Consider the following 4,101-nt stretch of genomic DNA (forward strand, 5'->3'; position numbering starts at 1 on the left):
CCAGGAGCCGTACAGGGCCCGTTCACGCTCCACCAGCAACGGCAGCGCCTCGGAGACGGACACCAACTCCCGCAACGGAAACCGCGCCAGGACCTCGTCCACCTCGGGAGCGAGGGCGTTCGCCAGCCGCACGTGCAGGGGCAGGGAGTCGTCGCCCAGGGCCCGGGCCGCCGCAAGAATCCGGTCGCGTGCGTGTCCCGGGGGGACACCGGCGGCCGCCCGCTCGTACAGCTCGGCGCCCTCCTCCAGGACCAGGCCGGTGTCGACGCCCGCCGGGATCTTCACCCGGGCATGCTGCCGCCAGGTGGCGAGCGGGGCGCTCCAGGACTCCACGTGATACGTCCAGCGGCCCGTCGCGTCCGGGGTGACCTCGGCGCCCCAGCGGTCGGTGCCGGGGACCAGCTCCCGCATCGGCGTCCAGGGGCCGGGCCGGCCCTCGGGGTCGCACAGCACCACATTGGCGCCGACGGCGTCATGGCCCTCGCGGAAGACGGTGGCGGTGACCTGGAAGGTCTCGCCCGGGACCGCCTTCGCAGGCCGCCCGCCGCGCTCCACGGCGGGCCGGACGTCACGCACCGGAACGCGGCCGATGGGCTCGGTCGCCTTCATGGGTCTCACCTCCGCCGTGCGCGGAGCCGGGCCCAGGGCCCGGCTCCGCGGTCCGTAGTGCGCCGGAAGACCGGTGTCTTCCCGCGGGGGTCCGTCTGTGGATCACTGCCTCGCGGAACGCCGGTCCGTCGGCGGCCCCTGCCGGACCGTCCCGCCCAGCCGGGGCCGCCCACCCTGTTCCCGCACGTAGGTGACGAGGCTGGTGCGCAGATAGCGCTCGGCCGCCTCCACCGCCTCCCGGGCGCACCGCTTGCCCATCAGGACGCACAGCGTGTAGCCCGAGTCCTCGAAGGTGGACCGCACCTCGCGGTCCTGTGGCGAGGCGAGCATGACGCGCTCCCACGCCCGGTAGCGCCGCAGCTGCCGGGCCACCTCGGCCTTCGCGGGTAGCAGCATGGCCGTGTCGTTCCTTCCGACGCTCTCGAGTGGGCACGTGTCCCCGAGGATCGGGGGAGCGTCCGGGCACGGAGAGGCACGGAGCCGTTACGGCGAATCGAGGCTTTCACTCATGGTGCACGCATGATGACCGAGCGTCTTGTTGGAACTTCAACCACCTCGGGAGTCCCTCGTGTTGCACGAATGGCGTAGCGCCCGCACAGTGAAGGTGACTCAGGAGCGACCAGGTGCTCACGCTGCGCTTCCGGAACGGATTTCCGGACGGGTGAGGGGGAGCGGGAGCTTCGCGGGTGAGGAGCCGGCAACAATGAAGACCGCAGTGCCCTGCTACTACCACCTCGACGTCGAGGTCAGCCCGGAACGGGTGGGTCAGGTCAGCCGCATACTGGCCGCCCATCTGCGTTACTGGGATCTCGACAACCTCGTGGACCCCGTCTGCCGCGGTGCCGAACTGCTGCTGACCGCCATCGACCAGCACGCGACGGACAAACGCACGTCCATCGAGATGTGGTGGAACGGGCAGCACCTCATCACCGCCATCGGTGACGACGACCGGGATCTCCGCCCCGACCAGGACCTGCGCGGGTGCCTGGAGCACCTCGCCGCGACCAGCGACGGCTGGGGCTGCTGTGCCCCGGAGACCGGCAGCAAGATCATCTGGTTCTCGCAGCGAGCCCGCTCCGGGGAGCGCGTCCCGCTGGTCAGGTCCGGTCCGGCGCCCCGGCTGCGCCGGGTCCTGCAGGTGCCGCGCGACCAGCCGGTCGCCCAGTTGGCCGCATCCGCCGACGGCGTTCTGGAGGGCGCCCGGTGACGGCGAGGAAGTCCCGGAGAGGGGTGCCCGTGTGGAGCGGGCACCCCTACCCGTTGGGGGCCTCCTTCGACGGGCAGGGCACCAACTTCGCCCTGTTCAGCGAGGTCGCCGAACGGGTCGAACTGGTCCTGGTGAACGACGCCGCCACCGAGACGACGGTGCCGATGACCGAGGTCGACGGGTTCGTCTGGCACGCCTACCTGCCGGGCGTCGGACCGGGGCAGCGCTACGGATACCGGGTGACCGGCCCCTGGAACCCCGACCTCGGCCACTGGTGCAATCCGGCGAAGCTGCTGCTGGACCCGTACGCCAGGGCGATAGACGGTCAGATCGACAACCACCCCTCCCTCTACGAACGCACCCCCGGCGGTCCCTCCCCGGCCGACAGCGCCGGGCACTCCATGCTCGGCGTGGTCACCGACCCCTACTTCGACTGGGGCGACGACCGCCCGCCCCGGCGGCCGTACTCCGACTCGGTGATCTACGAGGCCCATGTCCGCGGCCTGACCCTCACCCATCCGGAGGTACCCGAACGGCTCCGGGGCAGCTACGCCGGTCTCGCGCACCCGGCGATCCTCGACCACCTGACCTCGCTCGGCGTCACGGCGGTCGAGCTGATGCCGGTGCACCAGTTCGTGCAGGACGGGGTCCTCCAGGACCGGGGCCTGTCCAACTACTGGGGCTACAACACCATCGGCTACTTCGCCCCGCACAACGCCTACGGCGCCTTCGGCACCCGGGGCCAGCAGGTCAACGAGTTCAAGGCGATGGTGAAGGCGCTGCACGCGGCCGGCCTCGAAGTGATCCTCGACGTGGTCTACAACCACACCGCCGAGGGCAACGAGATGGGCCCCACGCTGTCCTTCCGGGGCATCGACAACGCCGCCTACTACCGGCTGGTCGACGGCGACTGGGCGCACTACTACGACACCACCGGCACCGGGAACAGCCTGCTGATGCGGCACCCCTACGTGCTGCAGCTGATCATGGACTCGCTGCGGTACTGGGTGACCGAGATGCACGTCGACGGCTTCCGCTTCGACCTCGCGGCCACCCTGGCACGGCAGTTCCACGAGGTGGACCGCCTTTCGGCGTTCTTCGACCTGATCCAGCAGGACCCGGTGATCAGCAGGGTCAAGCTCATCGCCGAACCCTGGGACGTGGGCGAGGGCGGCTACCAGGTCGGCAACTTCCCGCAGCTGTGGTCGGAGTGGAACGGCAAGTACCGGGACGCCGTACGCGACTTCTGGCGGGCCGAGCCGGGCTCGCTGGGCGAGTTCGCCTCCCGGCTCACCGGCTCCTCCGACCTGTACCAGCACAGCAGGCGGCGACCGCGGGCGAGCGTCAACTTCGTCACCGCGCACGACGGCTTCACACTGCGCGACCTGGTGTCGTACAACGACAAGCACAACCAGGCCAACGGCGAGGGCAACCGGGACGGCGAGAGCCACAACCGGTCCTGGAACTGCGGCGCCGAGGGCGAGACCACCGATGCGGCCGTGCTCGAACTCCGGGCCCGCCAGCAGCGCAACCTGCTCGCCACCCTGCTGCTGTCCCAGGGCATCCCCATGCTCAGTCACGGCGACGAACTCGGCCGCACCCAGAGCGGCAACAACAACGCCTACTGCCAGGACAACGAAGTCTCCTGGATCGACTGGGAACTGACCGGGGAACAGCAGACCCTCACCGACTTCACCCGGTACGTCATCGGGCTGCGCGCCGCCCACCCCGTGCTGCGCCGGCGGCGCTTCTTCCGGGGCGAGACCGCCGTGCACCCGGGGCAGCCACTGCCCGACCTGGTGTGGCTGCGGCCCGACGCCCGCGAGATGACCGACCGGGACTGGCAGCGCCCCGACGCGCACTCGGTCGGCGTCTTCCTCAACGGCGACGCCATCGCCGAACGGGACCCCTACGGCGGGCGCCTGGTCGACGACTCGTTCCTGCTGCTCCTCAACGGCTACTGGGAACCGGTCGACTTCCGGCTGCCCGACGACTCCTACGGCGAGCACTGGACGATTCTCTTCGACACGGCCGACGCGGACGGGATGCCGGACGAACGGGAACGGAAGGCGGGCACGAGGCTGCGGGCCGAGGCCCGGAGCCTGATCGTGCTCACGCGGCCGTCGAGGTAGTACGACGGGTGCGGCTGGGTGGGGGTTGCTCGCGCAGTTCCCCGCGCCCCTTCAGGGGCCCGCCCCTCGGCCCGCTGGGCCACCGCGACCGCGGCGGCCGTCCTCGGCTGCACGGTGCTCGTCCTCGGGCCGGGGCTCTCCGGTGACGGCGCC

General features: G+C 71.0%; 4 protein-coding genes. 2 read left to right on the forward strand and 2 right to left on the reverse strand.

What is annotated here, in order from left to right; all coding sequences use genetic code 11:
* Positions 1-609: maltotransferase domain-containing protein (locus tag ABZ887_RS50915; protein ID WP_361306529.1), on the reverse strand; the 609-nt coding region annotated here is incomplete at its 3' end.
* Between the two features lie 102 nt (positions 610-711).
* On the reverse strand, positions 712-1,005 hold the full coding sequence (locus tag ABZ887_RS50920) for a DUF5133 domain-containing protein (protein ID WP_361306531.1): 294 nt from the start codon (positions 1,003-1,005) through the stop codon (positions 712-714).
* 307 nt (positions 1,006-1,312) lie between these two features.
* On the opposite strand from ABZ887_RS50920, the gene ABZ887_RS50925 reads away from it, so the two are divergent.
* On the forward strand, positions 1,313-1,816 hold the full coding sequence (locus tag ABZ887_RS50925) for a pep a2 (RefSeq protein ID WP_361306533.1): 504 nt from the start codon (positions 1,313-1,315) through the stop codon (positions 1,814-1,816).
* A 23-nt stretch (positions 1,817-1,839) separates the two neighbouring features.
* Positions 1,840-3,948 (forward strand): glycogen debranching protein GlgX, encoded by a 2,109-nt coding sequence (gene glgX, locus ABZ887_RS50930; RefSeq protein ID WP_361306535.1) that lies wholly within the window; start codon positions 1,840-1,842, stop codon positions 3,946-3,948.
* The last annotated feature ends 153 nt before the right edge of the window (positions 3,949-4,101 follow it).

Source organism: Streptomyces sp. NPDC047061 (genome assembly GCF_040643955.1).
Classification (GTDB): domain Bacteria; phylum Actinomycetota; class Actinomycetes; order Streptomycetales; family Streptomycetaceae; genus Streptomyces.

What these genes read in the sequence shown, in the direction of transcription:
- ABZ887_RS50925 (WP_361306533.1), top strand. Translation starts at nt 1,313, where the DNA reads ATGAAGACCGCAGTGCCCTGCTACTACCACCTCGACGTCGAGGTCAGC.
- ABZ887_RS50920 (WP_361306531.1), bottom strand. Translation starts at nt 1,005, where the DNA reads ATGCTGCTACCCGCGAAGGCCGAGGTGGCCCGGCAGCTGCGGCGCTAC.